A 24129-nucleotide genomic window follows, 5' to 3' on the forward strand; every position below is an offset into this window, starting at 1 on the left:
CCCGGGTACGTCCGGTACGCAGCGCGCCCCGCCGCCCCGCCGCGCCGTGCACCGGGGCCGCCGGGCCGCTCAGAGCGCGGGGTCCCGGTGCTCCGCGCAGTCGCGCAGGGCGATCTCCAGCTCCACGTACGATTCCTCGGCGCGCCGGAAGGCCAGCGTCATCGCCGCCTCGGCCCGGGGCGGCAGCTGCCCGTACACGCCCTCGTGGGCCTCGTACAGTACGTCGGCCCAGCGCGCGGCCGCGCTCCGCAGGCGGGCCAGCAGCACCTCGGCCTCGGCGGGACCGGCCGGCCGGGTGCGCGGCAGTCCGGTCAATGCGTCGAGCAGCGCCTGGATTTCGGACATCTGCTTCCTCCCGGGGCGGAAGATCCACGATACGCCCGGCCGCCCGGCGGAGCGGGCCGCTGCGCCACCGCTGCGGCCGACGGCCGGGGCGGATCGCCGTACGCCCGTCCCGGCACGGTGAACGGCCGGCCGGAGCGCCGGACGGTCACCGCGGGCCGTCGGCCGGTCGGGTCGCCCGGCCCGGGTAGCCCGGTGCGGGTCGCCCGGTCGGGCCGGGTTGGCCGGATCGGTCCGGTCAGCCCATCGCCCGGCGCATCAGCAGGTCCCTCAGCTCCCGTGCGTGCCGCCGGCTCACCTGGAGCTCGGCCGATCCGACGCGGACCGTGGTGGTGCCGGAGTCCAGGCGCAGTTCGTCGATGCGGCCCAGCGCCACGAGGTGGCGGCGGTGGATGCGGACGAACCCGCGCGCCGCCCACCGCTCCTCCAGCGTGGCCAGCGGTATCCGCACCAGGTGGCTGCCCTCGTCCGTGTGCAGGCGGGCGTAGTCGCCCTGGGCCTCCACGTACGCGATGTCCGCGATCGGCACGAAGCGGGTGACGCCGCCCAGTTCGACGGCGATCTGCTCGGGGGCGCGGTCAGGAACGCGGTCCGGCACGCGCTCCGCGCTCCGCTCAGCAGCCCGGTCCGGTCCGCGCTCCGCACCCCCGCCCGCGAGGGCGGCCCCGGCGGCCCCGGAGGCGGGCGGGCGCGCGACCGGTACGGTGCGCACGGCTCCGGGAGCGGCCGGCGCGGGCTGCTCCCCGCCCCGGCCGGACTGCGCGCAGGCCCGCCGCACGGCCTCGGCCAGCCGCTCCGGCCGCACGGGCTTGAGCACGTAGTCCACGGCCTTGAGGTCGAAGGCCTGTACGGCGAACCCCTCGTGGGCGGTGACGAACACGATCAGCGGGGGCTGCGCGAATCCGGCCAGCAGCCGGGCGATGTCCAGCCCGGTCAGTCCCGCCATGTGGATGTCGAGGAAGACCACGTCGATGCCGTCGGCCCCCTCCGGGCCGCTCTCCAGGGCGCGGGTGATCCGGCGCAGCGCCTCGGTGGCGTCCGAGGCGCCCTCGGCGCTGAGCACCCTGGGGTCGGAGCGCAGCAGGTAGAGGAGCTCTTCGAGCAGGGGCTTCTCGTCGTCGACGGCCAGTACGCGCAGCATGAGGCGGATTCTAGGTTCCGGTTCGCCGGGGCGAAATGGTGCGCGACCCCTGCCCCGGGGGGAGGGGAGGCAGGGGCCGCGCGGTCAGGTGGTGTGCGGGTGCGGTGCCGGCGGGCTACTGGACGGTGATGAGCTTGCCGTCGGGGGCGACCGCGTACCAGGTGCCGCCCACGCCCTGGCCGTTGATGTCGCCGGCCTTCTTGTCACCGGTGAAGGTGTAGACGGGCCAGCAGTTCACGGTCTGCTGCTTCTTGCCGTCGGGGCGGTCGAGCACCAGGTAGTTCTTCTCGATGATGCCCTTGGCGTTGGCCTTGTCCACCGGGGGCACCACCGGCCACTTGGCCACGCAGTCGCCCTCGCACTTGGAGACCATCGGCCACGCGGTGTCGGGCTTGAACCGGTAGACGGTCATTCCGCTGCCGTCGACGATGTGGTCGCCGAGCTTGGGGTCCTTGGCCACGGTCAGCGCGCCCGAGGCCTGGCCCGCGCCGCCGGGCGCGGCAGCCGCCTTCGCCGCCTTCTTGCCGTCGGGAGCGGCCGCGAACCAGGTTCCGCCGACGCCCTGCCCGTTGGTGTCGCCCGCCTTGGTGTCCTTGCTGAACCGGTACACGGGCCAGCCCGCCACCGTCAGCTGCTTGCTGCCGTCGGTGCGGACCACCTCGCCGAGCACCGTCGGGTCCATGCCCGCCGCGGCGGTGGCGTCCCCGGCCGCGACCACCGGCCAGGTCTTCGCGCAGTCCCCGTCGCAGTTCGACTTCGGGGGCTTCGCGGTGTCCTTGTCGAAGCGGTAGAGGGTGAAGCCCGCGCTGTCGGTGAGGACGGAGCCGAGCTTCTCGTCCTGCGCGATGGCGAGCTGTCCGCCGGACTTGGCGGTGCCCGCCGCGGCCGCGTCGGTCCCGGAGCCGTATCCCGAGTCGTAGCCGTCACCCGAGGAGGGGGACTGGGCCGGGGCGACCGCTCCGGCCGGCTTGGCGTTGGCGCCCGCCGTGTCGTCCCCGCCGCACGCGGTCGCGGTGAAGGCGACGACGACCGCCACGGCCGCCAGGGTGGTTCCGCGCTTGATGCCCATCTTGATCTCTCCCACGTGTGTGTCCCTGCCCGTACCGCCGCTCCCTTCGAGTGGAGCGGCGGCAACTGTGTGCAGGACACGCTTCGTCGGAGCCGGTCTGTTCAACTCCTTTGGTGTGGGCTGTTTCACTCACCCCGCACTGAACCCGGCCCGTTTCATGGCCGTGGCCACAGCGAGGCCGAGCGTGCGGTGTCCCGCGTCGTTGGGGTGCAGGCCGTCCGCCAGGTGCTCGGGTCCCAGCAGGTCCCGTCCCGGCAGCAGGGTGAGTCGGTCGTCCCCGGCGGCGATCCGCTCCCGGGTGGCGCGCTCCATCGCGTCGCGCAGGGCGCCGAGGGTGGCGCCCAGCTTGTTCGGGGTGCGCTCCGCGTCGGGCCGCAGCACGGGGGAGAGGAGGAGCAGCGGTGTCCGGGGGTGGCCCTGGCGGACCAGTTCGAGGAAGGCGCGGGTGGTCTCGTACAGGAGCGGGGCCGAAAACGGCACGCGGGACCAGCAGTTGGTGCCGAAGGCGAGGGTGAGGGCGTCGGCGGGGAGGCCGGCGAGCTGCTCGGCGCAGGCCAGTTCCCCGCGTGCGGCGCCCGCGTAGCCGAGGTTGACGGTGTCCCAGCCCAGCGCCCGCCCGGTCACCGCGGGCCAGCCGTGCGCGGGCCGGGTGGACCACCAGCCCTCGGTGATGGAGTCGCCGTGCACCACCCAGCGCAGGGCCGGCGGTGCGGGGGCGACCGGGCCGCCGATCCCGCGTACGCCGAGGATCAGCGGGGACTGCGTCTCGGGCGGGTGGACGGTGAACGGACCGGGGCCGCCCGGGAGTTCGAGGCGTACGACGGCCTCCGCCGCCGGCTCGGTGTACAGCTCGCGGACCACCCCGTGCCGGTCCCACAGGGCGAATCCGTGCGCGAGGTCGCGCAGCGCGTCGGTGGGGCCGGGCACGGTCGCCCGGTAGTGGATCTCCACCGCCCGGGCGCCCCGCGCGGTGAACTCCAGGCGCACCCCTATGGGCAGGGTGGCCCGCTCGCCGGTGTCCCAGGGCAGCCGCATGGTGTCGGCCGGGTCGGCCCGCACCGGGCGTCCCCCGTCCAGCCAGGCCACGCCGCGCAGGAAGGGCCCGGGGTCCAGCCACGGCCCGGTGTCCGCGTCCGCTTCGGTGTCCACGCCCCCACCCGCTTCCCCGTCCGCGCCGGGCCCGGATCTCCGTGTGCTGCTCACAGCTCGCCTCCCACCGTCGGGTACGGGAACTTCACGCCGACGCCGCCGTCCACCACCAGCGTCTGCCCCGTCAGGTACGAGGACTGCGGGGAGGCCAGGAAGTAGAGCGCGGCCGCGATGTCCGAGGTCTGCGCGACGCGCCCCAGCGGGGCGTTCTCCGCGTTGAGCCGCCGCCCCTCGGCGCCCAGCAGGGCCGCGACCCGCGGGGTCCACACCACCCCCGGAGCCACCGCGTTGACGCGTACCCCGCGGGGCCCCAGCTCGACGGCCGCCGAGCGCACCAAGGACATCAGGCCGGCCTTCGCGGCCCCGTACGCGGCGTGCAGCGGGGCGGCGGTGAGCCCGGAGACGGAGGCGACGAAGACCAGCGGTCCGCCGCCGGCCGCGGCGACGGCCTCGCCGCCGTACTGGACGGCCAGCCAGGCGTGCCGCAGCACCAGGTCGAAGTGCCAGTCCCAGCCGGCGTCGTCCAGCTCGGGCAGCGCGGCGTACCGGGCCATGCCGACGATGTCGACGACCCCGCCGACCGGGCGGCCGCCGAGCAGCTCCGGAGCCTCGGCGAAGAGCTCCCGCACGTCCGCGCGCCGCGTGACGTCGGCGGTGTACGGGACGCCCCCGGTCTCGGCGGCGACCGCCCGGGCCCGCTCCCCGTCCACGTCCACGCACAGCACCCGGGCGCCCCCGGCGGCCAGGGCGTGCGCGGTCTGGCGGCCGATGCCGTTGCCCGCGCCCAGCAGGACGAGGGCGCGCCCGTCGAGCCGGTGCAGGGCGGCGTAGTCGGGGACCGGCGAGGTGTCCGGGGCGGCGTGGTCGGGGACGGGCGGGGTGTCCGGGGCGGCGCGGTCGGGGACGGGCGAGGTGCCCGGGGCGTCCGGCGGCGCGGGGGCCTCCTCCGGGCCGGCGCTCACTCGGAGGCCTTGCGGGGCTCGTAGCGGGCCAGCTCCGGGATGACTTCCCTGCCCAGGATCTCCAGGGTCCGCAGGATCTCCCGGTGCTCCAGGTACCCCCACTGGACGTAGCAGATGAGCTGGTCGACGCCGAGGTCCGCGTACCGCTTGGCCTTGGCGACGATCGTCTCCGCGTCCCCGATGAGGATCATGTCGCCGTCGCTGAACTCCCGTACCGGTACGTCGCCCTCGAGGATCGGGGTGAGCAGCGGGAAGGTCCGCTCGCGCTCCGCGGGGCTCAGGTGCGGCAGTTCCCACTCCAGGGTGAACCGCGCGAGGTTCGAGTACCACCAGGCGACCGACTCCCACACACGGGCGCCCGGCTCCGTGCGCGGCGGCGTCGCGTGGACCAGGGTGTAGGCGGCGACCCGGTCCGTGGTGACGTCGGTGAGCGGACTCGGGGCGGCGGCCGCGGTCCGGTACGCGGCCACCTGCCGGGCCATCGCCTCCAGCGGCTGCATGATCGAGAAGGAGAGCAGTCCGAGCCCGTGCGCGCCCGCGACCTCCGCCGAGCCGGGGGAGGTCGCCGCCATCCAGGCGGGCGGGTGCGGATCCTGCACCGGCTTGGGGGTGACCATGCGGCGCGGGAAGCGGAAACGCTCCGATTCGTACGCGAAGTACTCCTCGCGCCACATTCCGGTCACGATCTCGATGGCCTCGCGCCAGTCGTCCCGGGACTTCTCCCGGTCCACCCCGAAGGCCGCCTGCTCCATCGGAGTGGACCGCCCGGTGCCCCATTCCACGCGGCCGCCGGAGAGCACGTCGACGGTGGCGACCTTCTCGGCGATGCGCTGGGGCGGGGTGAAGGCGAAGGGGGTCAGCGTGACGCCGAAGCCGAGCCGGATCCTCTCGGTGAGCCCGGCCAGGTGTCCGAGGAGCACCTCGGGGGCCGGGCAGTGCGAGCGGCCCTCGCGGAAGTGGTGCTCGACCGCCCAGACGGTACGGAAGCCCATCCGGTCGGCGAGCCGGATCTGCTCGACCGCCTCCCGGTAGGCGCGCTGCTCGGCGGCCCGCTGTCCGTGCGGGTGGGTCCCCTGCCACGGCCTCGGCACGTCGATCTCGTAGAGCACGTCCAGATCCATGGCGGCACGCTGCGGCAGATCTGACGAAGTGTCAAGAACGCCTGTCCGGATCCGCCACGCACTGATCGATCATCCCCGCGCAACAAAGGGCCATCCCGGACAGATCCGCGCAACGATCGTTCGTCAATGTGCAAGGATGGTGCATTACGGGCGGTATCACTCAGCTCGTAGGCTCACTCGCTGTACGTGGAGTGGCGTGGACCGCCTGCTCGGCGGTCCCCATGCCCAGGCAGGCTTCTGATCTGCCTGCTCCTGCTCCGGACCGCTGCGGTCGACGCCGACAACCCCACCCGCAGTGACAAAGGAGTCCCCTCGTGCTCGATCACGGCCAGGCGCCACAGCTCACCTCCGAGCGGCCGCCGCTCAAGCCCGCCCACCCGCTCCTGCGCCGCAAGCCGGTGGAGCAGCTGGTGGCCGAGGGCGGCCAGGGCGAGGGCGGCGCACTGAAGCGCTCCCTCACCATGTGGCAGCTGACCATGATCAGCATCGGCGCGACCCTGGGCACCGGCATCTTCGTCGTCCTCGGCGAGGCCACGCCGATCGCCGGTCCGGCCGTCTTCATCGCGTTCATCATCGCGGGCCTGACGGCGCTGTTCTCCGCGCTCTCCTACGCCGAGCTGGCCGGTTCCATACCGGTCTCGGGCTCCTCGTACTCCTACGCCTACGCCACCATGGGCGAGCTCGTCGCCTGGGTCTGCGGCTGGTGCCTGGTCCTGGAGTACGGCGTCTCGGTCGCGGCCGTCGCCGTCGGCTGGGGCCAGTACCTCAACGAGTTCCTCGACGGCACCATCGGATACACCATCCCCGAGGGCTTCTCCGCCCCGCTGGGCGAGGGCGGCTACATCAACATGCCCGCGCTCGTCGTGGTGCTGCTCTGCATGGTCTTCCTGCTCCGCGGTGCCAAGGAGAGCGCCCGGATCAACTCGATCATGGTCGGGGTCAAGATCGTGACGCTGGTGGTCTTCTGCGTCATCGGCTTCATGGGCATCAAGGCCGGCAACTACACCCCGCTGGCCCCGCTCGGCGTCACCGCCATCAGCACCGCCGCCTCCATGCTCTTCTTCTCCTACATCGGCTTCGACGCCGCCTCCACCGCCGGTGAGGAGGCCAAGAACCCGAAGAAGGACCTGCCGCGCGCGATCATGCTCTCGCTGGCCATCGTCACCGCCCTGTACTGCCTCGTCGCCCTGGTCGCCGTCGGCGCCATGCCGTGGCAGGAGTTCGAGGGCAGCGAGGCCGCCCTGGCCAAGATCATGGAGAACGTCACCGGGCACGCCTTCTGGAGCGTCATCCTGGCCGCCGGCGCGATCGTCGCCATCGCCAGCGTCGTCTTCGCCGTCCTCTACGGCCAGACCCGCATCCTCTTCGCCATGTCCCGCGACGGCCTGATGCCCAAGGCCTTCGCCAAGGTGGACCCGAAGAGCGGCACGCCCCGCGTCAACACGATCATCGTCTGCCTCTTCTGCGGACTCCTGGCCGCCTTCATCCCGCTCGGCGAGCTCGCGAACGCCACCAGCATCGGAACGCTCTTCGCCTTCGGCCTGGTCAACATCGCCGTCGTCATCCTGCGCTACACCCGCCCGGAGATGAACCGCACCTTCAAGGTCATGCTCTTCCCGGTCACCCCGATCCTGGGCTTCCTCTGCTGCGCCTACCTGATGACGGAGCTGCCGGGAATCACCTGGTTGGTCTTCGGTGGCTGGATGGCCGTCGGGCTCGTGATCTACTTCTTCTACGGCATTCGCCGCTCCAGCCTGGCCACTGTGGCCGCCGTGGCCGCACCGGCCGCGGAGGCCGCTGAATAGAAGCGATTCACCCCCCGTGCGACTGAACGATCTCGACGAACGCATCGTGCACGCCCTCGCCGAGGACGCCCGCCGCTCCTACGCGGACATCGGCTCCGAGGTGGGACTCTCGGCCCCCGCCGTCAAGCGGCGCGTCGACCGGCTGCGCGCCGAGGGAGCCATCACCGGCTTCACCGTCCGCGTGGACCCCGCCGCGATGGGCTGGGAGACCGAGGGCTTCATCGAGATCTACTGTCGCCACAACACGTCGCCGGACGACATCCGGCGAGGCCTGGAGCGCTACCCCGAGGTGGTGTCCGCGTCGACCGTCACCGGCGACGCGGACGCCCTCGTCCAGATCTTCGCCTCCGACATGCGGCATTTCGAGCGCGTCCTGGAACGGATCGCGGGCGAGCCCTTCGTGGAGCGCACCAAGTCCGTACTGGTCCTCTCCCCGCTGCTGCGCCGCTTCACCTCGGGTGCCCCGGCGTAGCGGACCTGTGCGGCCCGCCGGGCCCGGTCGGCCCGCCGGGCCCGCCCGGCCCGTTCGGCGTACCGGCTGCGCCCCTCCTGGCACGGGAGGGCCGCAGCAGCGCGCGGCGCTCCTCCTCGGTCAGACCGCCCCACACCCCGAACGGCTCCCGCGTGCGCAGGGCGTACCCCAGGCACGCCTCGCGCACCGGGCACCCGGCGCAGATCCGCTTCGCGGCCGCGTCGCGCTCCTCCCGGTCCTCGCCCCGCTCGCCCGCGGGATGGAAGAACCGGGTCGAGCCGAGCTCGCGGCAGGCCGCGCGGGACTGCCACTGCCAGTGGTGGACGGCGGAGCCGGGCAGCCGGGTCACGTCGGCCGCGGGGATCCGGGGGGACGCGGGCACCGGGGTCGTCGTGCTGCTCGGGGCGCTGCGGGTCATGGCGGTTCCTTTCGGGATGCGGTCGCCGGAGGCTTTCCTCCGCGTCTGACCGCACCGCGCCGCCCCAAACCCCTCCGCGCGAAGACACCGGCGCCGCAAGCCGGTTGCCGCCCGCCCCGGCGCCCGCCGACCGCGCCCTGCCGACGCCGGTGGCCGCCCGCCGCCGCGGGCGACCCGCTCCGGTCCGCCCTACCAGCGCAGGTGCCCCCGCCGGGCCCACTCACCGGCCAGCAGCCGGTACGAGCGCACCCGGTCGGCGTGCCCGTGCGTGATCGTGGTGATCAGCAGCTCGTCCGCGCCGGTCGCCTCCCGCAGCCGTTCCAGCTGGTCGGCCACGGTGGCCGGGGAGCCGGCGAACTGGGTCTCCACCCGGTCCGCGACCAGCGCGTGGTCCGCCGCCGACCAGTCCCGGGTCAGCTCGCGGGCCTCGCCCGGCGAGGGGAACGGGATCGCCCCCTCACCCGTACGGATGCTGCGCACCCACGGCGCGTACCCGGTGGCCAGCTCCCGGGCCTCGGCGTCGCTCGGCGCCACCACCACATCGGCGGACACGCTCAGGTACGGCCGGTCCAGCCCGTCCGGCCCGGCCGAGGGCTTGAAGGCCGCCCGGTACGCCTCGGCCGCCTCCAGCACGCCCGCCGGGCTGACGTGGTAGTTCGCCGTGAACCGCAGCCCGCTCGCGCCGGCCGTCTCCGCGCTCACCCCGGCGCTGCTGCCCAGCACCCACACCTGCACCGCGGCGCCCTCACCGGGCACGGCGTGCGCCTCCACCCCGCCCGCCGAGCGGTATTCCCCGCGCAACAGGGCCAGTACGTCGCCCACTTGACCCGAGTACTCCTCGGACTCGGCCCCCGGCAGGAGCAGCAGCCGGCGCTGGAGCGCGAAGCGGGGGTGGTCGCGCAGGTGGGCGAAGGAGAACGGCTTCGGAATGCGCAGCCCGTTCTCCGTCGTGTAGGCGACCGCCGGCTCCCCGGTCCGCACCGGCGGTCCGCCCGCCGAACGGCCCAGGCCCAGGTCGATCCGGCCCGGGTGCACCGCGTCCAGCAGGCCGAACTCCTCGACGGTCGACAGCGCCGTGCGGTGCCCCAGCTGGACCGCTCCCGAGCCGATCCGGATCGTGGAAGTGGCCGAGGCGGTCAGCGCCAGCACCACGGCGGGCGAGGTCCCCGCGACGCCCGGATTGAGATGGTGCTCGGCGAACCAGTAGCGGGCGTAGCCGAACCGCTCGGCCTGCCGGGCCAGGTCGACGCTGCCGCGCAGCGCCTCGGCCGCCGTGGAGCCGGACGATATCGGGACGAGGTCGAGGACCCCGAGAGGGAAGCCGGACATGCTGGTCTCCTCAGCGGTGAGCAGGTGCGAGGGCGCGGGCGCGGGGCGCCGCGAGCCCGAGGTGGTCGCGCAGGGTCGGGCCGTCGTACTCGCGGCGGAACACCCCGCGCTCCTGGAGCAGCGGCACGACGGTGTCGGCGAAGACGTCGAGCCCGCCGGGCGTCAGGTGCGGCACCAGGATGAAGCCGTCGGCCGCGTCCGCCTGGACCAGGCCGTCGATGGCCTGGGCCACGGTCAGGGGCGAGCCGACGAAGGACTGCCGGCCGGTGGTCTCGATGACCAGCTCCCGGATCGACAGGCCCCGGGCAGCGGCCAGTTCGCGCCACTCCCGGGCGACGGCCACCGGATCCCGGTTCATGCGCACGCTCGCCCGCCCCAGCGCGATGGTGTTCTCCCCGGGCTCCGGATCGATCTCCGGCAGCGGCCCGTCCGGGTCGTAGGCCGACAGGTCCCGGTTCCACACGTGTTCCAGGTACTTGATCGCGGTGGCCCCGCTGACCTGCTTGAGCCGTACCTCGTGGGCCAGCTCCCGCGCCTCCGCGTCGGTGTCGCCGAGCACGAAGGTCGCCGCCGGCAGGATCTTCAGCTCGTCGGGGGTGCGTCCGTAGCGGGCCAGGCGCCCCTTGACGTCCGCGTAGAAGGCGCGGCCCTCGTCCAGCGTGCCGTACCGGCCGAAGATGGCGTCCGCGGAGGCCGCGGCGAACTCCCGGCCCTCGTCGGAATCGCCCGCCTGGAAGACGACCGGCCGCCCCTGGGGGCTGCGCGGCACGTTGAAGTGCCCGGAGATGTCGAACTGCCTGCCCCGGTGGGCGAAGGCGCCCGGGCCCGCGCTCCGGAGGAACTCCCCGGACACCGGGTCGGCGAGGATCTCGCCGCCGTCCCACGCGTCGAACAGCTCGTGCGCGGTGTCCAGGAACTCCCGGGCCCGCTCGTAGCGTTCCTCGCGCGGCAGGAAGCCGCCGCGCCGGAAGTTCTCCCCGGTGAAGGCGTCCCAGGACGTGACCACGTTCCAGGCGGCCCGGCCGCCCGAGAGGTGGTCGAGGGAGGCGAACTGACGGGCCACCTCGTACGGTTCGTTGAAGGTGGAGTTGATGGTGCCGGTCAGTCCGAGGTGCTCGGTGACGGCGGCGAGCGCCGCCAGCACGGTGAAGGTGTCGGGCCGGCCCACCACGTCCAGGTCGTAGATCTCACCGCCCTGTTCGCGCAGGCGCAGGCCCTCGGCGAGGAAGAGGAAGTCGAACTTCGCGCGCTCGGCGGTCTGCGCGAAATGGACGAAGGACTCGAATTCGATCTGGCTCCCGGCGGCCGGGTCGCTCCACACGGTGGTGCTGTTGACCCCCGGGAAATGCGCCGCGAGATGGATCTGCTTGAGCGGCTTGCTCATGGCTGCTGTCTTCCTTCCGGGGTGATCAAGCGGCGGCGGGTGCGGTGGGCGAAGCGGGGGCGCCCGGAGCGGGGGCGTACCGGTTGGCGGGGCGCGCCAGCCCCAGCAGGCCGCGGAGCGAGGAGGCCTCGTAGGCCCGCCGGAACACCCCGCGCCGCTGGAGCTCCGGGACCAGGCCGCGGGTGATGGCCGGGAGGTCGTGGGCGAGCACCCCCGGGCGCAGCCGGAAGCCCGTCAGCCCGGCCTCCCGCCACTCCAGCAGCAGGTCGGCGAGGAGCTCCGGGGTCCCCGCGAAGACCCGGGCGTCACTCGTGTACGCCGCCCCGTGCGCGGCGTCCAGCCGCTGGAGCCGGCGCTCGGCCGCCTCCGGCTTCTCGTCGAGGAAGACGGTCAGCTCGCCGAACACGTGCGGGGTCCGGGGGAGCGCGGCGACGGCGGCCCGCGCCTCGTCGGCGTCGCGGGCGGTCACGTAACCGATGTCGGTCGCCCGCGCGAGGAAGGGGTACACGGCGGCGTCGGAGGCGAGCGCGCTCACCGGGGGCAGCCCCTGCGGCGGTCGGGGGGTGATCGAGGGCCCCTTGACGCTGAAGTGGCGGCCCTCGAAGTCGATGTAGTGCAGTTTGGCGCGGTCCACGAACCGGCCCGTGGCCGCGTCGCGGATCTCGGCGTCGTCCTCCCAGCTGTCCCACAGCCGCCGCACCACCTCGACGTGGTCGGCGGCCTCCCCGTACAGCTCGGTGACGTCGGCGCCCGCCGCGCGCCGCCCGAAGTGGCTCGCCTCGTCGGCCCGTTCGGAGATCTGGATGCGCAGCCCGGCGCGCCCGCGGCTGACGTAGTCCAGGGTGGCCAGCGCCTTCGAGACGTGGAACGGCTCGGTGTGGGTGGCCACCACGCTCGGCACCAGCCCGATGTGCCGGCTCAGCGGCGCCACCCGGGCGGCGACCAGCACCGCGTCGAGCCGCCCCCGCACCAGGTCGGTGCGGCCGTCGGGTCCGTCCGGGTCGGTGGACTGCAGGCTCAGCGAGTCCTCGAAGGTGACGAAGTCCAGCAGGCCGTGCTCGGCCTCGGCGACGAGCGCCGCCCAGTAGCCGGCGGTGAACAACCGGTCGGCGTCCGCGCCCGGTTCGCGCCAGGCGGCGGGATGCCAGCCCGCGCCGTCGAGGGCTACGGCGAGGTGGAGCGGCGCGGGGGAGGGGCTGGGGGCGGGGGAGTGGGAAGGGCGCACGGGCATGGCGGAACTGCCTCCTGATCGGGCGGCGCGGCGAAGGACGGAGCGGATCGCGGAACGCTGATCAGGAACGACAGAGGGAGGCGGCGACGCGCAGGAGGTCGATGTGCGCGCGGGAGTGCAGCCGGACGGTGCGGCGCGGGGTGACGGCTTCGCCGCCTGTTCGTACGGTCATGCCGGGCCACCCCCCTCGCGTTTCGGTCGTTCTTCCGACGCTAGGCCAGGCGGGAGCCGGTCACAACGGATGGAATGTCAATCCGTGTTAATCCTTCGTGTCGGGCGTGCGAACCCCGATGAAGACCGGTTCGCGGCGCAGGGTGAACCCCATCGCCAGGTAGAGCCCTATGGCGGAAGTGTTCTCCGCCGCCGCGTGCAGGAAGGGGCTGTCGCCGCGGTCCCGGACGGCGGCCGCGACCGCGCGGATCAGCCGCCCGGCGAGCCCCTCGCCGCGGTGGCCGGGGTGCGTGCACACCGCACTGATCTCCGACCAGCCCGGGGGCCGCATCCGCTCGCCCGCCATCGCGACGAGCGCCCCGCCGCGGCGGATCCCCAGGTACGTGCCCAGCTCGACGGTGCGCCCGCCGAACGGGCCGGGCCGGGTCAGCTCGACCAGCTCCAGCATCTCCGGCACGTCGGCGGGCCCCAGCAGGACCGCCTCCGGCTCCTCCTCGGCCCGTACCGCCCGGCCGTCCAGCTGTACGCCCGGGATCGACATCAGGGTCTCCCAGCCCGCGGGCGGTGTCGGCAGCCCGGTCAGCCACACCTCCCGGCCGGGTCCGACCAGCTCGGCCAGGTCGGTCCAGGCGTGCGGATCCTCCGGGTCGGCGAGCGCGGCGAAGGGGGACACGCCGGCGCCGTAGCGGGCGGCGAGCCCGGCGGGCCCGGTCTCGGCGAAGTCCCGGTGCGGGCCGTCGAGCGCCGCCCAGACGGGATTGTCGAGGACCGCGTCGGGCCGGGACTCACGGGACATCGGCGGGAGCTTCCTTCCGAACGGCGCGCGCACTCTTGCGGGCACTCTTGACGGCCCCTGGCGGTGCCATGAGACTGCGAACGGCAGCCTAACGGGGTCGCGGACACGAGGGGGACCCGGTGGATCAGCTCGCCACTCCGCTCGCCACCCCACCCGCCGCCCCGCTGCGCCGCTCCTGGCTCACCCGCCGGCTGCACATCGATCTCCTCCGCGTCTGCAGTGCCACGGCCCCGGCCCGCTGAAGCCCCGCCGAGCACACGCGTACTTCCGCAGCAGACAGCCGAGGAGAACCGCCATGTCGCACACCCGCGTAGAGACGCCTGCCCACGCCCTGTGTCCGTCCCGGGCCCGGGGCCGCGCCCAGAGCCCGGTCGAGACCCCGGCTGAGGCCCTGACCCTGATCCCGGCCCAGGCGCCGATCCCGGCCCAGGCGCCGATCCCGGCCCAGGCGCCGATCCCGGCCCAGGGCCCCGCGCTGACCCGCCCCCGGTCCGAGGGGGTCCTGCGGGGCCGGATCGGGGCCGGGTTCTCGCCCGTCCCGAACCGGTACCGGCTCTACGTCGCCGCCGCCGACTCTCCGGGCTGCCTCGGCGTCACCGCCGCCCTCGCGGGCCTCGGACTGCGGGACACGGTCGCGCTGACCGTCCTGCGCCCGGGCTCCGCGACCGAGGGGCACGAGGCGCTGCGCCGGGCCTACGAGGCCTCCGGGCACCACCACGACGGCCCCCTCACGGTCCCCGCCCTCTGCGACGGCTGGAGCGGCCGGGTGGTCTCCAACCACACCGCCGACATCCTGGAAGACCTGCGCCGGCTGAGCGTGCACCCGGCCTTCCGCACGGCCCCGTAGGGCACCCGCAAGAGCCTTTCGGGCCTTCCGCACGGTCCCCGCGCAACGAATCGCCGCGTACACCTGTCAATACGCAACGAATCGATGCGCGGAGCGCAACGGTCACGGCTTGTCCCGATCGAACGCGCGAACGTACCGTCTAAGGAATCCCACCCCTCCTGCCACAGAGGTACGCCCATGCCCCCGCTGCGCACCGCCCTCCTCCAGAGTTCCGGACGGCTCGGCGACACCGCCGACAACCTGAAGGCCCTCGACGAGGCCGCGGCACGCGCCGCACAGGCGGGAGCCGGGCTCCTCGTGACCTCGGAGATGTTCCTGACCGGCTACGCGCTGGAGGTCGAGGACATCGTCAGGCTCGCCGAACCGGCCGACGGCATGTCCGCCCGCGCCATCGGCGAGATCGCCCGCCGCCACGCGGTGGCCGTGCTCTACGGCTACCCCGAGCGGGACGGCGAGGCCGTCTACAACGCGGCCCAGCTCATCGGCCCCGGCGGGGACCGGCTGGCGAACTACCGCAAGACCCACCTCTTCGGCTGCTTCGAGCAGGAGGCCTTCACCCCCGGGGACACCCTCGTGGTCCAGGCGGAGCTCGGCGGGCTCCGCATCGGCCTGATGATCTGCTACGACGTCGAGTTCCCCGAGAACGTCCGGGCGCACGCGCTCGCCGGCACCGACCTCCTCCTGGTGCCGACGGCGCAGATGCACCCGTTCCAGTTCGTCGCCGAACAGCTGGTCCCCGTACGGGCCTTCGAGAACCAGATGTACATCGCGTACGTCAACCGCACCGGCCCGGAAGGCGAGTTCGAGTTCGTCGGACTCAGCTGCCTGGCGAGCCCCGACGGGGTCACCCGGACCCGGGCCGGCCGCGGCGAGGAGCTGGTGTTCGGCGAGGCCGACCCCGAGCTGCTGCGGGCATCGCGCGAGACCAACCCGTACCTGCGCGACCGCCGCCCCGGTCTGTACGCCTCCCTCGTCTGACCCGGCCGCGCAGCCGCCGCCCCCCCAGCCTGCCCTTCCCCCCTGCCCCACCCCGCTAGGAGCCGTACCCCATGACGTCCACGGTGCCCACCACCGCCGTCCCGCACAGCGACGGTCAGCCGCCGATCACGATGTTCGGTCCGGACTTCCCGTACGCGTACGACGACTTCCTCGCGCACCCGGCGGGCCTCGGCCAGATACCGGCGACCGAGCACGGTACCGAGGTCGCCGTCATCGGCGGCGGGCTGTCCGGCATCATCTCCGCGTACGAGCTGATGAAGATGGGCCTCAAGCCGGTCGTCTACGAAGCGGACCAGATCGGCGGCCGGCTGCGCACCGTCGGCTTCGAGGGCGCCGGCACCGAGGGCCTGACCGCGGAGATGGGCGCCATGCGCTTCCCGCCGTCCTCCACCGCCCTCCAGCACTACATCGACCTCGTCGGCCTGGTCACGGAGCCCTTCCCGAACCCGCTCGCCGAGGCCACCCCCTCCACGGTCGTCGACCTCAAGGGCGAGACCCACTACGCCGAGACCATCGCCGACCTCCCGCAGGTCTACCGCGACGTGTCCGCCGCGTGGAACGCCTGCCTGGACGAGGGCGCCGACTTCTCCGACATGAACACCGCGATGCGCGAGCGGGACGTCCCGCGGATCCGCGAGATCTGGGCCAAGCTCGTCGAGAAGCTCGACGACGAGACCTTCTACGGGTTCCTCTGCAAGTCCGAGGCCTTCAAGTCCTTCCGCAAGCGCGAGATCTTCGGCCAGGTCGGCTTCGGCACGGGCGGCTGGGACACCGACTTCCCGAACTCCATCCTGGAGATCCTGCGCGTCGTCTACACCGAGGCCGACGACCACCACCGCGGCATCGTGGGCGGCTCGCAGCAGCTCCCGCTGCGCATGTGGGAGCGCGAGCCCGAGAAGATCGTGCACTGGGCCCAGGGCACGTCCCTGTCCTCCCTGCACGGGGGCGACCCGCGTCCGGCCGTGACCCGGCTGCACCGCACGGCCGGCAACCGGATCACGGTGACGGACGCCTCGGGCGACATCCGTACGTACCGCGCCGCGATCTTCACGGCCCAGTCCTGGATGCTGCTCTCGAAGATCTCGTGTGACGACACGCTCTTCCCGATCGACCACTGGACGGCGATCGAGCGCACCCACTACATGGAGTCCAGCAAGCTCTTCATCCCTGTCGACCGGCCCTTCTGGCTCGACAAGGACGAGGAGACGGGCCGCGACGTCATGTCGATGACCCTGACCGACCGCATGACCCGCGGCACGTACCTCCTGGACAACGGCCCGGACAAGCCGGCCGTCATCTGCCTCTCGTACACGTGGTGCGACGACAGCCTGAAGTGGCTGCCGCTGTCCGCGAACGAGCGGATGGAGGTCATGCTGAAGTCCCTCGGCGAGATCTACCCGAAGGTCGACATCCGCCGCCACGTCATCGGCAACCCGGTGACCGTGTCGTGGGAGAACGAGCCGTACTTCATGGGCGCGTTCAAGGCCAACCTGCCGGGCCACTACCGCTACCAGCGGCGCCTGTTCACCCACTTCATGCAGGACAGCCTCCCCGAGGACAAGCGCGGCATCTTCCTCGCGGGCGACGACATCTCCTGGACGGCGGGCTGGGCGGAGGGCGCGGTCCAGACGGCGCTGAACGCGGTCTGGGGCGTCATGCACCACCTCGGCGGCTCCACGGACGCCACCAACCCCGGCCCGGGCGACGTCTACGACGAGATCGCCCCGGTCGAACTCCCGGAGGACTGACCCCTCCCGACCACCCTCGGAGCGCGCCCCGGCCCCCGGCCGAGGCAACGCGCGCAGCTCCGCGCAGCGGTGGCCCGGCGGGGCGGTGGGCTGCGCCCAGCCACGGCACCGGCCCCGAGGGGGCACGGCTCGGCGCGGCGGGGGGTCAGCCCGTCGGCGTCAGCAGGCAGCGGCCCACCAGGCCGACGCCCGCGTCGAGGGACTCGGTGAACTCCTCCGCCAGATCGGGGGAGCGGCGCAGCGACCACAGCAGGCGGGCCGAGGCCCAGGCCCCCGCACGGGCCCGTTCCAGGCTCCACGCGCCGAGGAGGTGCGTCAGGGGGTCCGCGACCTCCAGGAGGTCCGGGCCCGGCATCAGGTCCTCCCGGATGTGTTCCTCCAGGGAGACCAGCGTGTCCCCGACCCGGTCGAAGTCGGCTTCGAGCGCGGCCGGCTCGCAGTCCAGGCTGCGGCAGGTGGCGACCACCGCCAGCGCCAGGTCGTGGCCGATGTGCGCGTTGATCCCGGCCAGCGCGTGCTGGAGCGGCCGGATCCCGGGGTGGCGCCGGTACTGGAGCAGCGGCCGCCAGCACGCCGGGGCCCGGTCCGCCTCCACCGCCGTCAGATAGCGCTCGGCGAAGCGGACGCTGAGCGTCTCCGCCCTGCGCGGGGAGGGGAAGGCGCCGTGCGAGATCCGTTCGTGCAGCGTCTGCGTCACCGTGAGGTACACCCGGTTGAAGACGGCGACGCCGTCCCGCTCGGGGAGCCTCTCGTCCAGGGCGCGCATCCGCGCCAGCACCGCTTCCATGGGGACCATGAGCGCAGCGTCCCAGCCGCGGGCCGGGATCAGGGGAACTTGGCCGTACGCGTCGCCGGTTCGGGCGAAACTACGTCAACCCCGCTTGTCCCCGGGGTTCCCGGCAGGGTCCTGCGCGCCCGCTCCGCCGGCCGGCCCGTCGTACGCCGAGGTGCCCGAATCCAGCAGCGGCTCCTGCTGCTTCATGTGCGCCGGGGCGAAGTAGCGCAGCGCGTGGTAACCCGTGATGACGACGATCGTGCCGAGCGCGATCCCGCCCAGTTCGAAACTGTCGCTGATGTGCAGCCGCACCCCGCCGACGCCGATGATGATGCCCGCCGCGGCCGGCACCAGGTTCAGCGGATTGCGCAGGTCCACCCCGCCGTTGATCCAGATCTGCGCGCCGAGCAGGCCGATCATGCCGTACAGGATCACGGTGATCCCGCCCAGCACCCCACCGGGGATCGCGGCCACGACCGCGCCGAACTTGGGGCACAGGCCGAAGAGGAGCGCGAAGCCGGCCGCCGCCCAGTAGGCCGCCGTGGAGTAGACCCGGGTGGCCGCCATGACCCCGATGTTCTCGGAGTACGTGGTGTTCGGCGGGCCGCCGAGCGCGGTGGAGAGCATCGACGCGGCGCCGTCGGCCGCGATGGCGGTACCGAGCTTGTCGTCGAGCGGGTCGCCGGTCATCTCGCCGACGGCCTTGATGTGCCCGGCGTTCTCCGCGATCAGCGCGATGACCACCGGCAGGGCGATCAGGATCGCCGACCACTCGAAGGCCGGCGCGTGGAAGGCCGGCAGCCCGATCCAGTCGGCCTTGGCGACCCCGGACAGGTCGAGCCGCCAGTGGTCGACGGCCTCCGGCCCGCCCGTCGTGGAGTGGATCTTGCCGAAGACCAGGTCGAAGACCCAGGAGATGCCGTACCCGAAGATCAGGCCGAGGAAGATCGCGATGCGCGACCAGAAGCCCCGCAGGCAGACCACGGCCAGCCCGGTGAACGCCATGGTCAGCAGCGCCGTCCACTGGTCCTGCGGCCAGTACGTGGACGCCGTCACCGGGGCCAGGTTGAAGCCGATCAGCATCACGACCGCGCCCGTCACCACCGGCGGCATCGCCGCGTGGATGATCCGCGCCCCGAACCGCTGGACGGCCAGACCCGCCAGGAACAGCGCCGCGCCGACCACGAACACCGCGCCCGTGACGGTCGCGCTGGTCCCGCCGCCCGCCCTGATCGCCGCCGCGACGCCCACGAAGGAGAGGGAGCAGCCCAGGTACGAGGGGACCCGGCCGCGCGTCGCGAGCAGGAAGATGACGGTGGCGACGCCCGACATCATGATGGCGAGGTTCGGGTCCAGGCCCATCAGGACCGGGGCGACGAAACTCGCCCCGAACATCGCCACGACGTGCTGGGCGCCCAGCCCGGCGGTCCGCGGCCACGACAGCCGCTCGTCCGGCCGCACCACCGCGCCGGGGGCGGGGGTCCGCCCGTCTCCGTGCAGGGTCCAGCGCACGCCGAGGCCCATGTTCCACCGCTTCCGTTCGTCAGTTCAGGTCAAGCTACGAGGCCGCAGGCGGCCAGGCGCCATATTACGGCCGGATAGCAGCAGGTTCGTCCCGTTTGGCTACCGATCCCCCTGCCTCCACCGACCGCTGCCGCAGTACGGTCGCCCCCGCGATCAGTGCGAACGACAGCAGCGTGACCAGCCCGAAGGACACCACCAGCGAGGTCGCGTCGGCCACCGCGCCGATCGCCGACGGGGCGATCAGCCCCGAGGTGTACGTGATCGTCGCGACACCCGCGATGGCCTGCGCCGGGGCCGGACCGCTGCGCGCGGCCGCCGCGAAGGCCAGCGGGACCACCACCGCGATGCCCAGCCCGATCAGCCCGAACCCGGCCAGGGCCCCGGCCGGATGCCGGACCGTGATCACGAGCAGTCCGCCCGCGGTGGCCAGTGCACCGCCCGCGCGGACCGTGCGCACGGCCCCGAACCGGTCCACGACCCGGTCTCCGGCGAGCCGGGCCAGCGCCATCGTGAGCGCGAAGGCGGTGGTCGAGGCCGCGGCGAGTCCGGCGTCCGTGTGCAGCACGTCCCGCAGGTACACCGCGGACCAGTCCATGCTCGCCCCCTCCGCGAAGACCGCGCAGAAGCCGATCGCCCCGATGAACAGCGCGGACTTCGGCGGCAGCGCGAAGTGCGGCGGAGCCTCCCCCTCGGCGTCGGCGCGCAGGTCCAGGACGCCCCGTACGGCGAACAGCCCGGCCGCCGTCAGCGCGATCGCGGCGATCAGGTGGTGCAGGCGGGCATCGGCGCCCGCGTGCGCGGCGACCGTACCGGCCGCCGAGCCGATCAGGGCGCCCACGCTCCACATGCCGTGCAGCGAGGACATGATCGAGCGCTTCAGCCGGTTCTCGGTCTCCACGCCCAGCGCGTTCATCGCGACGTCAGCCATGCCGGCGGTGGCCCCGTAGACGAAGAGGACGAAGCAGAGCGTCACCAGGTTCGGGGCGAGGCCCGGCAGGACGAGGGAGAGCGTCCACAGCGACAGCAGCACGCGCAGCGCGGTGCGCGCCCCGAGCCGGTGGTTGATCCGCCCGGCCAGCGGCATCGCGAGCGCCGCGCCGAGCGCGGGGAAGGCGAGGGCCAGGCCCAGGGTGCCCGCGCTGAGCTGCGCGTGGTCCTGGATCCACGGGATGCGGGTGGCGAAGGAGCCGGTGACCGCGCCGTGCGCGCAGAAGACGCCGGCGATGGCGAAGCGGGCTTGGCGCAGTCGCGCCGGGCTGAATTCGGGGTCCCCTGTCATGAAACGTAAACTATCAGGGACCCTGCCTGATGGTTAAGTCCCGGGAACTCCTTAGGATGGGCGCCGTGACTCCTGCCAAGGCCCTGACCGCCACCTCCGCGCCGTCCCCCGCCTCACCGAGCACGGCCCGGGCCATCAACGACCGCCTCGCCCTCCAACTGCTCCAGGAGAAGGGACCGCTGACGGCCACCCAGCTCAAAGAGCTGACCGGCCTGTCCCGCCCCTCCGTCGCCGATCTGGTGGAACGCCTCACCGGGGCCGGGCTGATCGAGGTCGTCGGGGAATCCGGCGAACAGCGGCGCGGCCCCAACGCCCGGCTCCACGGGATCGTCGCGCGGCGGGCCCACCTCGCGGCGCTCGACGTACGGACGGACAGCGCGACGGCCGTCGTCGCCGACCTCCTCGGGCGGCCGCTGGCGCAGGCGGCGCTGCCCGTGGACGCGGTGGACGAAGCGGTGGACCGGCTGGAGGAGCTCGCCCGGGAGGCGGGCGCGGACCGGCTGCACACGGTGGTCATCGGAGCGCCCGGGCTGGTGGCACCGGGCACCGGCGAACTGCGCGACACCGCCGGACTGCCCGCCTGGCACCGGGACCTGGTGGCGGCGGTGCAGCGGCGGCTGCCGGCGGTGGTCCTGGTGGAGAACGAGACCAACCTCGCGGCGCTCGCCGAACAGCGGGTCGGAGCGGCACGGGACGTGGACTCCTTCGTCCTGCTGTGGCTCAGCGAGGGGGTCGGCGCGGCGGTGGTCCTGGACGGCCGGCTGCGCCGGGGCGCCTCCGGCGGCGCGGGGGAGATCGGCTTCCTGCCCGTTCCGGGGACGGGCGGCCTCCCCTCCGCCACCAACTGCGAAGGCGGCTTCCACGCGCTGGCGGGCCGGGGAGCGGTGGCCGCGCTCGCGCGGGAACACGGCTTCGGCGGATCCGTCGAGGAGGCGGTCGCCGGCGCCGCCGGGCCGGCCTTCCTCGACGCGCTGGCCGAGCGGCTGGCCCTCGGGGCGGCGGCGGTCGCGGCGATCCTGGACCCCGGCTGCGTCGTGCTCGGCGGGGAGCTGGGACGCGCGGGCGGGCCGGCCCTGGCCGCACGCGTCGCCGACCGCATCACCACCCTGAGCCCGGTCCCGCTGGCCGTCCGCGCGACCGCCCTCGGCGACCCGGCGGTCCTCACGGGCGCCCGCCTGGCAGCCCGGGAGGCGGCCCAGGCGGTCCTCTTCGGCTGAGCCCGGCCCCGGCCCAAGCCCGCCACCCGGGGGTCGGGTTTCCCCCACCCGGGGGTGGGTGGCCTGCCGGATGGCCCGGGGTCCTCGGTGTGGCGGAATCTGTTCCGCATCAAGGGAGTTCGGCCGATGGACGGGGACAGCACGATGACCAGTACACGCACGCGCACACGCCGGCGCACGGCCGCCACGGCCCTGCTCCTCGCCCTCGCGGTCACCACCGCCGGCCCCGCCGCGGCCGCGCCCGCCGCGCCCTCCGGGCCGGTCGGGATCTGGCAGCTCGACGGCTACGGCACCGTACTGCGCGTGGAGTCCGGCCGGCTCCAGGAGTACCAGGTCACCGGGGTCAGCTGCCTGCCCGGGCAGAGCGCGCGGCGGGTCCCGGGCAGCGGGATCGCCTTCCGCTACACCACCGGGGACGGCGAGGTCCTCACCGTGCGCCCCGGGTCGGTGCACGTCGACGGCTCGGTCGGCGACCGCGCGACCCGCCGGCTCGCCGCCCTCCCCGAGCGCTGCCGCGAGGCCCCGCGGCCCGGCCCGGGCGCGGACCCGGTCGCCGCCTTCGACGTGTTCTGGCAGACCTTCGCGGAGAACTACCCCTTCTTCGCCGCCAAGGGCATCGACTGGAACGCCGTACGCGAGACCCACCGCCCCCGCGTCGACGCCGGCACCACCGAGGACGAACTCTTCGCCGTCTTCCGGGAGATGCTCGCCCCCCTGCACGACGCCCACGTCCACCTCCGCGACGGCGGCGACCGGTTCTTCGGCGAAGGCCGCCCCGGCACCACCGTCCCCTCCCTCGAACTGGAGACCCGCGTCAAGGCGTACGTCCAGGAGGTGGACCTCGCCGGGCGCGCGCCGCAGGAGTTCGCCCAGGGCCGGATCTCCTACGCCGACCTCCCCGACAGCCGCGGCTACCTGCGGCTCTCCGGCTTCGGCGGCTACACCCCGGGCGGGGACTTCGCCTCCGAGAGCGCCGAGCTCGACCGCGCCCTGGACACCGTCTTCACGGCCGAACGCACCGCCCGCCTGCGCGGTCTGGTCATCGACCTGCGGATCAACGGCGGCGGCTCCGACGAGCTCGGCCTGCGGCTGGCCGCCCGGCTCACCGACCGCCCGTACTTCGCCTACGCCAAGCGCGTGCGCAACGACCCGGCCGACGCGACCCGCTTCACCCGGCCGCAACCCCTGTACGTCCAGCCCGCGCGGGCCCCCCGCTACACCGGCACGATCGCCGTACTGACCGGCGGATCCACCGTGAGCGCGGGCGAGACCTTCACCCAGGCCCTCCTGGAGCGCCCCGGCCGGACCGTGCGCATCGGGCAGCCGACCCAGGGGGTCTTCTCCGACGTCCTGGACCGCACCCTGCCCAACGGCTGGGAGCTGGGCCTGCCCGACGAGCAGTTCCTGACCCGCACCGGGAAGACCTTCGACGGCTCCGGCATCCCGGTCGACCGGACCACCCCGGTCTTCACCGAGGAGGAGTTCGAGGCCCGCCGCGACTCCGCCTTCACCACCGCCCTGCGCCTGCTTCCGAGGGCCTGGGCCGTCTAACGCCCGTCCGCCGCCCGGCGCGCGAGGAACTCGGCGAAGGTGCCCCGGCCCACCGCGTGCGCCGGGGCCAGGTGGCCGCCCCGCTTGAACCCCGCGTACGTCTTTCCGGGGAGCGGGAGCGAGACGATCCGCCGGCGCCGCCCCGTCGCGGCCAGGTACGCGCGGGCCACGTGCTCGAAGGTCAGCACCTGCGGCCCGCCCATGTCCGCCACCCGCCCGGCCGGCGGGCCCGCCGCCAGTTCCGCCAGCCGGTCCGCGACCTCCTCCACGGCGATCGGCTGCCCGCTCACCCCGGCGGGCAACGGCATCACCGGCAGCTTCGCGACCGCCGCCAGCGCTTGCGCCACCAGGTCGTGGAACTGGGTGGTCCGCAGGATCGTGACCCCCAGGCCCGACTCCGCCAGCATCCGCTCGACCTTGAGCTTCACCTTGTAGTACGGCAGCGGGACCACGTCCACGCCCACGATCGAGATGTACACCAGGTGCCCCACCCCGGCCCGCTTCGCCGCCTCGATCAGGTGCCCGGCGGCCACGTCGTCACCACCCCGCGGGCTGCTCGCGCAGTGCACGATCACCTCCGCGCCCGCCAGCGCCGCGTCCAGGCCGGTGCCCTCGCGCAGGTCCACCGGGCTGGACAGGGCGCCGGCCGGCACGTTCCGGCTCAGGACGCGGACCTCGTGGTCCGCCGCCCGCAGCCGGTCCACGACGAGCCTGCCCAGGGTGCCGGTGCCTCCGGTGACGAGGATGGCGCTCATGGTGTCCGTTCCTTCCCTCAGCCGATGCGTTCACCAGCTGGGAC

Annotated in this window: 23 protein-coding genes; 8 read left to right on the forward strand and 15 right to left on the reverse strand. The window is 73.7% G+C overall.

Going from position 1 to position 24129, the window contains the following annotated elements:
* Positions 1 to 69: 69 nt before the first annotated feature.
* The 6 genes from OG904_RS26435 to OG904_RS26460 all read right to left on the reverse strand — a co-directional run bounded on the left by OG904_RS26435 (position 70) and on the right by OG904_RS26460 (position 5784).
* Positions 70 to 345 (reverse strand): hypothetical protein, encoded by a 276-nt coding sequence (locus OG904_RS26435; RefSeq protein WP_405495050.1) that lies wholly within the window; start codon positions 343 to 345, stop codon positions 70 to 72.
* Between the two features lie 235 nt (positions 346 to 580).
* Positions 581 to 1483, reverse strand: coding sequence for a LytR/AlgR family response regulator transcription factor (locus OG904_RS26440; protein WP_405495052.1), 903 nt, complete (start codon positions 1481 to 1483; stop codon positions 581 to 583).
* A gap of 115 nt (positions 1484 to 1598) precedes the next feature.
* Positions 1599 to 2552, reverse strand: coding sequence for an SCO0930 family lipoprotein (locus tag OG904_RS26445; protein WP_405498282.1), 954 nt, complete (start codon positions 2550 to 2552; stop codon positions 1599 to 1601).
* Between the two features lie 129 nt (positions 2553 to 2681).
* Positions 2682 to 3701, reverse strand: a complete 1020-nt coding sequence (locus OG904_RS26450) for a GDSL-type esterase/lipase family protein (RefSeq protein WP_405495054.1) — start codon at positions 3699 to 3701, stop codon at positions 2682 to 2684.
* 50 nt (positions 3702 to 3751) lie between these two features.
* A complete protein-coding gene (locus OG904_RS26455; protein WP_405495056.1) occupies positions 3752 to 4663 on the reverse strand; it encodes an SDR family NAD(P)-dependent oxidoreductase in 912 nt (303 codons plus the stop codon).
* Complete coding sequence (locus OG904_RS26460) at positions 4660 to 5784, reverse strand: LLM class flavin-dependent oxidoreductase (protein ID WP_405495058.1); 1125 nt, start codon at positions 5782 to 5784, stop codon at positions 4660 to 4662. The genes OG904_RS26455 and OG904_RS26460 overlap by 4 nt, the downstream gene beginning before the upstream one ends.
* A gap of 314 nt (positions 5785 to 6098) precedes the next feature.
* Here OG904_RS26460 and OG904_RS26465 point away from each other — a divergent pair, with 314 nt between their 5' ends.
* Together OG904_RS26465 and OG904_RS26470 are read left to right on the forward strand one after the other, a co-directional pair.
* Entirely contained in the window at positions 6099 to 7589 is a 1491-nt protein-coding gene (locus tag OG904_RS26465; RefSeq protein ID WP_405495060.1) for an amino acid permease, read from the forward strand.
* A 16-nt stretch (positions 7590 to 7605) separates the two neighbouring features.
* Positions 7606 to 8061: an Lrp/AsnC family transcriptional regulator gene (locus tag OG904_RS26470; RefSeq protein ID WP_030027017.1), complete on the forward strand. Its 456-nt coding sequence runs from the start codon at positions 7606 to 7608 to the stop codon at positions 8059 to 8061.
* On the opposite strand, the gene OG904_RS26475 is transcribed toward OG904_RS26470, so the two are convergent.
* The 5 genes from OG904_RS26475 to OG904_RS26495 form a co-directional block, all read right to left on the reverse strand.
* The gene (locus OG904_RS26475) at positions 8039 to 8425 is read right to left on the reverse strand and encodes a WhiB family transcriptional regulator (protein WP_405498284.1); all 387 of its coding nucleotides are present in this window, start codon (positions 8423 to 8425) and stop codon (positions 8039 to 8041) included. The genes OG904_RS26470 and OG904_RS26475 overlap by 23 nt on opposite strands.
* Before the next feature lie 243 nt (positions 8426 to 8668).
* Entirely contained in the window at positions 8669 to 9808 is a 1140-nt protein-coding gene (locus OG904_RS26480) for an LLM class flavin-dependent oxidoreductase (RefSeq protein ID WP_405495062.1), read from the reverse strand.
* Positions 9809 to 9818: 10 nt separating this feature from the next.
* On the reverse strand, positions 9819 to 11192 hold the full coding sequence (locus OG904_RS26485; RefSeq protein ID WP_405495064.1) for an NtaA/DmoA family FMN-dependent monooxygenase: 1374 nt from the start codon (positions 11190 to 11192) through the stop codon (positions 9819 to 9821).
* 25 nt (positions 11193 to 11217) lie between these two features.
* A complete protein-coding gene (locus OG904_RS26490; RefSeq protein WP_405495066.1) occupies positions 11218 to 12423 on the reverse strand; it encodes an LLM class flavin-dependent oxidoreductase in 1206 nt (401 codons plus the stop codon).
* A 259-nt stretch (positions 12424 to 12682) separates the two neighbouring features.
* Positions 12683 to 13390, reverse strand: coding sequence for a GNAT family N-acetyltransferase (locus tag OG904_RS26495; protein WP_405495068.1), 708 nt, complete (start codon positions 13388 to 13390; stop codon positions 12683 to 12685).
* A gap of 119 nt (positions 13391 to 13509) precedes the next feature.
* On the opposite strand from OG904_RS26495, the gene OG904_RS26500 reads away from it, so the two are divergent.
* The 4 genes from OG904_RS26500 to OG904_RS26515 all read left to right on the forward strand — a co-directional run bounded on the left by OG904_RS26500 (position 13510) and on the right by OG904_RS26515 (position 16984).
* Entirely contained in the window at positions 13510 to 13632 is a 123-nt protein-coding gene (locus tag OG904_RS26500) for a hypothetical protein (RefSeq protein ID WP_405495070.1), read from the forward strand.
* 53 nt (positions 13633 to 13685) lie between these two features.
* Entirely contained in the window at positions 13686 to 14237 is a 552-nt protein-coding gene (locus OG904_RS26505; RefSeq protein ID WP_405495072.1) for a hypothetical protein, read from the forward strand.
* Between the two features lie 177 nt (positions 14238 to 14414).
* On the forward strand, positions 14415 to 15215 hold the full coding sequence (locus OG904_RS26510; protein WP_405495074.1) for a carbon-nitrogen hydrolase family protein: 801 nt from the start codon (positions 14415 to 14417) through the stop codon (positions 15213 to 15215).
* 71 nt (positions 15216 to 15286) lie between these two features.
* On the forward strand, positions 15287 to 16984 hold the full coding sequence (locus OG904_RS26515; RefSeq protein WP_405495076.1) for a flavin monoamine oxidase family protein: 1698 nt from the start codon (positions 15287 to 15289) through the stop codon (positions 16982 to 16984).
* Positions 16985 to 17129: 145 nt separating this feature from the next.
* Here the strand turns inward: OG904_RS26515 and OG904_RS26520 are convergent, their stop codons facing one another.
* The 3 genes from OG904_RS26520 to OG904_RS26530 all read right to left on the reverse strand — a co-directional run bounded on the left by OG904_RS26520 (position 17130) and on the right by OG904_RS26530 (position 20562).
* A complete protein-coding gene (locus OG904_RS26520; protein ID WP_405495078.1) occupies positions 17130 to 17780 on the reverse strand; it encodes a DUF5995 family protein in 651 nt (216 codons plus the stop codon).
* A 75-nt stretch (positions 17781 to 17855) separates the two neighbouring features.
* Positions 17856 to 19283: a uracil-xanthine permease family protein gene (locus OG904_RS26525; RefSeq protein ID WP_405495080.1), complete on the reverse strand. Its 1428-nt coding sequence runs from the start codon at positions 19281 to 19283 to the stop codon at positions 17856 to 17858.
* 64 nt (positions 19284 to 19347) lie between these two features.
* Entirely contained in the window at positions 19348 to 20562 is a 1215-nt protein-coding gene (locus tag OG904_RS26530) for an MFS transporter (RefSeq protein WP_405495082.1), read from the reverse strand.
* 56 nt (positions 20563 to 20618) lie between these two features.
* On the opposite strand from OG904_RS26530, the gene OG904_RS26535 reads away from it, so the two are divergent.
* A complete protein-coding gene (locus OG904_RS26535) occupies positions 20619 to 21779 on the forward strand; it encodes an ROK family transcriptional regulator (protein ID WP_405495084.1) in 1161 nt (386 codons plus the stop codon).
* 144 nt (positions 21780 to 21923) lie between these two features.
* Positions 21924 to 23330, forward strand: a complete 1407-nt coding sequence (locus tag OG904_RS26540) for a S41 family peptidase (RefSeq protein WP_405495086.1) — start codon at positions 21924 to 21926, stop codon at positions 23328 to 23330.
* On the opposite strand, the gene OG904_RS26545 is transcribed toward OG904_RS26540, so the two are convergent.
* The gene (locus OG904_RS26545; protein WP_405495088.1) at positions 23327 to 24085 is read right to left on the reverse strand and encodes an SDR family oxidoreductase; all 759 of its coding nucleotides are present in this window, start codon (positions 24083 to 24085) and stop codon (positions 23327 to 23329) included. The two genes, OG904_RS26540 and OG904_RS26545, sit on opposite strands and share 4 nt — an antisense overlap.
* Between the last annotated feature and the right edge of the window lie 44 nt (positions 24086 to 24129).

Origin of the sequence: Streptomyces sp. NBC_00096, assembly GCF_045041305.1 — a bacterium.
In the GTDB taxonomy this organism is placed as follows: domain Bacteria; phylum Actinomycetota; class Actinomycetes; order Streptomycetales; family Streptomycetaceae; genus Streptomyces.

Excerpts from the sequence above, each read along its gene's own strand:
- OG904_RS26435 (WP_405495050.1), bottom strand. The coding sequence starts at position 345 with ATGTCCGAAATCCAGGCGCTGCTCGACGCATTGACCGGACTGCCGCGC.
- OG904_RS26440 (WP_405495052.1), bottom strand. The coding sequence starts at position 1,483 with ATGCTGCGCGTACTGGCCGTCGACGACGAGAAGCCCCTGCTCGAAGAG.
- OG904_RS26445 (WP_405498282.1), bottom strand. The coding sequence starts at position 2,552 with ATGGGCATCAAGCGCGGAACCACCCTGGCGGCCGTGGCGGTCGTCGTC.
- OG904_RS26460 (WP_405495058.1), bottom strand. The coding sequence starts at position 5,784 with ATGGATCTGGACGTGCTCTACGAGATCGACGTGCCGAGGCCGTGGCAG.
- OG904_RS26480 (WP_405495062.1), bottom strand. The coding sequence starts at position 9,808 with ATGTCCGGCTTCCCTCTCGGGGTCCTCGACCTCGTCCCGATATCGTCC.
- OG904_RS26485 (WP_405495064.1), bottom strand. The coding sequence starts at position 11,192 with ATGAGCAAGCCGCTCAAGCAGATCCATCTCGCGGCGCATTTCCCGGGG.
- OG904_RS26490 (WP_405495066.1), bottom strand. The coding sequence starts at position 12,423 with ATGCCCGTGCGCCCTTCCCACTCCCCCGCCCCCAGCCCCTCCCCCGCG.
- OG904_RS26495 (WP_405495068.1), bottom strand. The coding sequence starts at position 13,390 with ATGTCCCGTGAGTCCCGGCCCGACGCGGTCCTCGACAATCCCGTCTGG.
- OG904_RS26505 (WP_405495072.1), top strand. The coding sequence starts at position 13,686 with ATGTCGCACACCCGCGTAGAGACGCCTGCCCACGCCCTGTGTCCGTCC.
- OG904_RS26510 (WP_405495074.1), top strand. The coding sequence starts at position 14,415 with ATGCCCCCGCTGCGCACCGCCCTCCTCCAGAGTTCCGGACGGCTCGGC.
- OG904_RS26515 (WP_405495076.1), top strand. The coding sequence starts at position 15,287 with ATGACGTCCACGGTGCCCACCACCGCCGTCCCGCACAGCGACGGTCAG.
- OG904_RS26520 (WP_405495078.1), bottom strand. The coding sequence starts at position 17,780 with ATGGTCCCCATGGAAGCGGTGCTGGCGCGGATGCGCGCCCTGGACGAG.
- OG904_RS26525 (WP_405495080.1), bottom strand. The coding sequence starts at position 19,283 with ATGGGCCTCGGCGTGCGCTGGACCCTGCACGGAGACGGGCGGACCCCC.
- OG904_RS26530 (WP_405495082.1), bottom strand. The coding sequence starts at position 20,562 with ATGACAGGGGACCCCGAATTCAGCCCGGCGCGACTGCGCCAAGCCCGC.
- OG904_RS26535 (WP_405495084.1), top strand. The coding sequence starts at position 20,619 with ATGGGCGCCGTGACTCCTGCCAAGGCCCTGACCGCCACCTCCGCGCCG.
- OG904_RS26540 (WP_405495086.1), top strand. The coding sequence starts at position 21,924 with ATGACCAGTACACGCACGCGCACACGCCGGCGCACGGCCGCCACGGCC.
- OG904_RS26545 (WP_405495088.1), bottom strand. The coding sequence starts at position 24,085 with ATGAGCGCCATCCTCGTCACCGGAGGCACCGGCACCCTGGGCAGGCTC.